This is a genomic window from Allobosea sp. 10N428 (assembly GCF_056394545.1).
In genome coordinates, this window is the sequence record NZ_JBFTIC010000028.1 from 1 (window position 1) to 3,364 (window position 3,364).

A 3,364-nucleotide genomic window follows, 5' to 3' on the forward strand; every position below is an offset into this window, starting at 1 on the left:
AGCGGCTTTCGGAAGCTCTTGCGTGGGTGAAGGCTCGCCAGGATGAGATCCGACCGGTACGAACCAAGACGAACAGCGAAGCCGGCGGCTACATCCCGCGCCCGAAAGGACGCCGAGGACCGATCTCTTTCGCCGATCGCCACGCCGCGGCGAAAAAAGCCAATCGCACCGCCTCTGCCGGCGCTGCTGCGAAACATGGGCTCTCCGCAGCCCCGGCAGAGGCTCCGTAGCGCCCTGTGACATTTCTAACTTGCTGCAACCTGAGACATTTCAATCCGGTTGCAACAGCTGGTGTAGGCGGGTGGGTTCAAGTTTGAAATGCGACTTGCGAATGATCCAATGGGTTATCAGTCGCAGGAACGCAGCGATGCAACGCACCTACTTCCAGATCGACCTGAACGACCGCCGCAAGCTCGCCCGATGGCGCGGCATGGGATTGAGCGTTGATGTCATCGGACTGGCTCAATCTCCAGGCCGGATCGGGTCTCAGACCGGGTTCTGCGACCCGCAGTCGCCCTGGCAGAAAGGCACCGTCGGAACACGAACGGCCGGGCCAGAAAATGGCTCTCGCGCGACGTCGATCCCCTCTCCATCACCGACCAGGAGCTGAAGGACATCTGCGAGCGCTTGAACACAACACCGCGAAAGTAACCCGGGCTACAAAACCCCGGCGGAAGTCTTCCGGCAGAAGCTCCTCGCCCAGATGCGGGCGGTCGGATAGGATCACACAGCCGCAAGTCGCGCTTGGCCAGGATTGCCGATTTGCCAGTGCTGCCCGGCGAAGCCGAGGGCATCGACAACCGTCGTCGCGCGGCGGCTAAAGCAGCACTAACTCTGCCAAATCGAAAATGCCTGCCACTGCGCCCGACGCCAAGCTCTCGCTCGAGTCTGAAGGCTGGGAAGAGTTGGAGGCGGAGGGATTGCTACGTTAGCGGGGAAGCCCGGAGCAGGCGAAGCTTCGCTAACGAGATCGCGAAGCCTCCTTCTCACCCTCGTACAATAAGCTTCAGGCGACCGTATCAGCGAGGTCCTTGGAAACCTTGAACTTCACAACGGTCTTGGCGGCCACGTCGATCATGGCGCCGGTCGAGGGGTTGCGCGCTTGGCGTGCATCGCGTTTAGCGGACGACAACTTGCCGACGCCGCCGAGCGTCACGTCGCCGCCCGACTTCAGCGTCGTCGAGACCACACCAGCCAGCGCAGCGAGAACGGCCGATACGTCGGCCTTGGACTTGGACGCGTCTTCAGCAATCGCGGCAATCAGTTCGTTCTTGGTCATGAAATCGTCCTCTCTGATGTCAGCTGGCTTTGGCGGTCTTGCCCCGCGCAGGCGTTTTCCGCCGCTGCTGTCCCAGGCCCATCTTCTTGGCCAGCGTCGAGCGGGCCTCAGCATACGCGGGTGCGACCATCGGGTAGTCAGGCGGCAAGCCCCAACGCGCCCGATAGTCCTCGGGCGACATGTCGTAGGCCGTGCGCAGGTGGCGCTTGAGCGATTTGAACTTCTTGCCGTCCTCGAGGCAGATCAGGAAATCCGGCGTAATGGATTTCTTGATCGAAATCGCCGGCGTCGGCTTCTCCTCAACGGGCGCCAGCGGCTCCGAACCAAGACCCGCGATCGCCGCATGGGTCGTAGCGATCAATGCCGGAAGCTCACCCGCCGGGACGCTGTTATTCGAAACATAAGCTGAGACGATATCCGCAACGAGGCCGATGAGGTTTTCGGTTTCTTCTGCCACTGTCTTCTCCTGGATCAATATGTGCGGCAATCGGAAGGCTAGGAATCAACAACCTATGGACGGCTTATGCCTGTTGAATGAGGGAAACAAGGCAGCTTCTCCACGACGATCGAGTTGCCTCCGCCATATTGCCCGGTTCAATGCGTCTATGTGGTGCGGCTTTGGTGATTGTTCATGCAGGGGCCCTGGATCTTTTCGAGCCGGTCGCGAGCCGTCTGGGCGAGAACGCTGATCATCGCCGTGTTGGCGATTGTGATTGTATTCCCTGCGCTATTTTGGCGTTAGGCGAGCTTCCAACTCTAGCCGTGCTGGCTTCTAATGACTTGGGAGATACTTGGCTTGCTCGGTGCTTGCTGTGGCCAACAGAGCTTCCAGGTCGGCGAGGGTCTTAGTGTGAGCTTCGAGCCGGACATTTGGCTGCGGCCTTACTATCCTAGTCAGAGCGCAATCGTACCCCCCACTATCCCCCATCCTGCCGGTAGCCGATCAGTTCTCCATCGATGGCGATGAAGCCCTCATCGACGCGCTCCAGATGATTGATCGCGCAGCAGGGTGGACTTGCCGGACCCCGACTGGCCGATGATGGCGGTGACGCTGCCAGGCTTCAGCGCCAGGCTGACATCATCGAGCACTTTCAATGGCCCAACGCTCTTCGAGACATGGTGATGCGGATCTCGCCGCCGCCGCAACTGGCGCAGGAAAGCCGTGAGCGAGACCGCCCACTCGTCAGGACCACGACCAGCGCTGATGATCGGCCGGCACCTTGCCTTGACATGGGGCACCTTCTGGCGCGGCTGGGGCAGCCGCGTGGCAAAGGTGAAGCAGATCGGGCAGGCTTGGGTTGGCTCGGTTGGGCTGCAGCCGGCCTTCTATGGCAATGCCAAGGTCACCACCGGCCAAGCAAGCCGCTCCCCGCCAAAGGGCATCGCCGATTCGACCGACGCTGGCGCCACCGGTGGCCTTCGCGGGCACTGCGAGGCTCGCACGAAGGATGGGCCTAGCGAGGCCAGTGCCGGTTCGTTCCGGTCGAAATGGCCAGCGTCACGAGACACACTGTGGCTGCAATCAGCAGCGTCGCGATTAGCTTCACCGGGATCAGCATGGGGACCTCCGCGGAGATCAAGCCATCTTCAGCTTAACCCCACCTCGTTGGGTGTGGTTCCCGTCGCATCCGGAGCATTTCATGGACACGACCGCCATTCAGCGGGCGCTGGTTGCGCTCGGCTATTCGCTTGTTGTCGATGGCAAGTCAGGTAGCAGCTCTGCAGAACGCTATGGGGCACAGGACTGCGGAACCCGAGTGCATGTCAATGAGCACTATGTCAGCAAGGCGAGCCTGCGCGAACAAGGTCGGGCAGGTGCTCGACCTTGTCCGCGATGTGCCAAAGCGACGTCGGCAGCATTAACGAACGGCTGGATCGCGTGGTCGAGAACCGCCACTCGACGCGCGGGCGGACCGGCTTTAAGCCGCCGTGACGTAAGCGGCGCCGGGACTGGTTCGAGGCCCAGCCCGATCTCGACCCGCGGCGCCTCGTCTTCATCGACGAGACCGGCCTGTCGACCAAGATGGCCCGTTTGCGAGGCCGTGCCCCTCGCGGTGAGCGTTGCCGGGCCGGCATCCCGCACGG

At 61.8% G+C, this 3,364-nt stretch carries 3 protein-coding genes and 3 pseudogenes; 2 read left to right on the forward strand and 4 right to left on the reverse strand.

What is annotated here, in order from left to right:
- Positions 1 to 197 (reverse strand): hypothetical protein (locus AC1DDA_RS27275; RefSeq protein ID WP_476798083.1); only part of this gene is annotated, 197 nt, incomplete at its 3' end.
- Between the two features lie 255 nt (positions 198 to 452).
- Between AC1DDA_RS27275 and AC1DDA_RS27280 the strand changes: the two are divergent.
- Positions 453 to 721, forward strand: a pseudogene (locus AC1DDA_RS27280) (transposase); the annotation flags it as partial.
- 285 nt (positions 722 to 1,006) lie between these two features.
- Here AC1DDA_RS27280 and AC1DDA_RS27285 read toward each other — a convergent pair.
- The 3 genes and pseudogenes from AC1DDA_RS27285 to AC1DDA_RS27295 all read right to left on the reverse strand — a co-directional run.
- Positions 1,007 to 1,279, reverse strand: a complete 273-nt coding sequence (locus AC1DDA_RS27285; protein ID WP_441514548.1) for an HU family DNA-binding protein — start codon at positions 1,277 to 1,279, stop codon at positions 1,007 to 1,009.
- A 19-nt stretch (positions 1,280 to 1,298) separates the two neighbouring features.
- Positions 1,299 to 1,736 (reverse strand): Ros/MucR family transcriptional regulator, encoded by a 438-nt coding sequence (locus AC1DDA_RS27290; protein ID WP_441514549.1) that lies wholly within the window; start codon positions 1,734 to 1,736, stop codon positions 1,299 to 1,301.
- A gap of 466 nt (positions 1,737 to 2,202) precedes the next feature.
- Positions 2,203 to 2,401: pseudogene (locus AC1DDA_RS27295) on the reverse strand (ATP-binding cassette domain-containing protein); the annotation flags it as partial.
- 814 nt (positions 2,402 to 3,215) lie between these two features.
- Between AC1DDA_RS27295 and AC1DDA_RS27300 the strand changes: the two are divergent.
- Positions 3,216 to 3,364 (forward strand): annotated as a pseudogene (locus tag AC1DDA_RS27300) (IS630 family transposase); the annotation flags it as partial.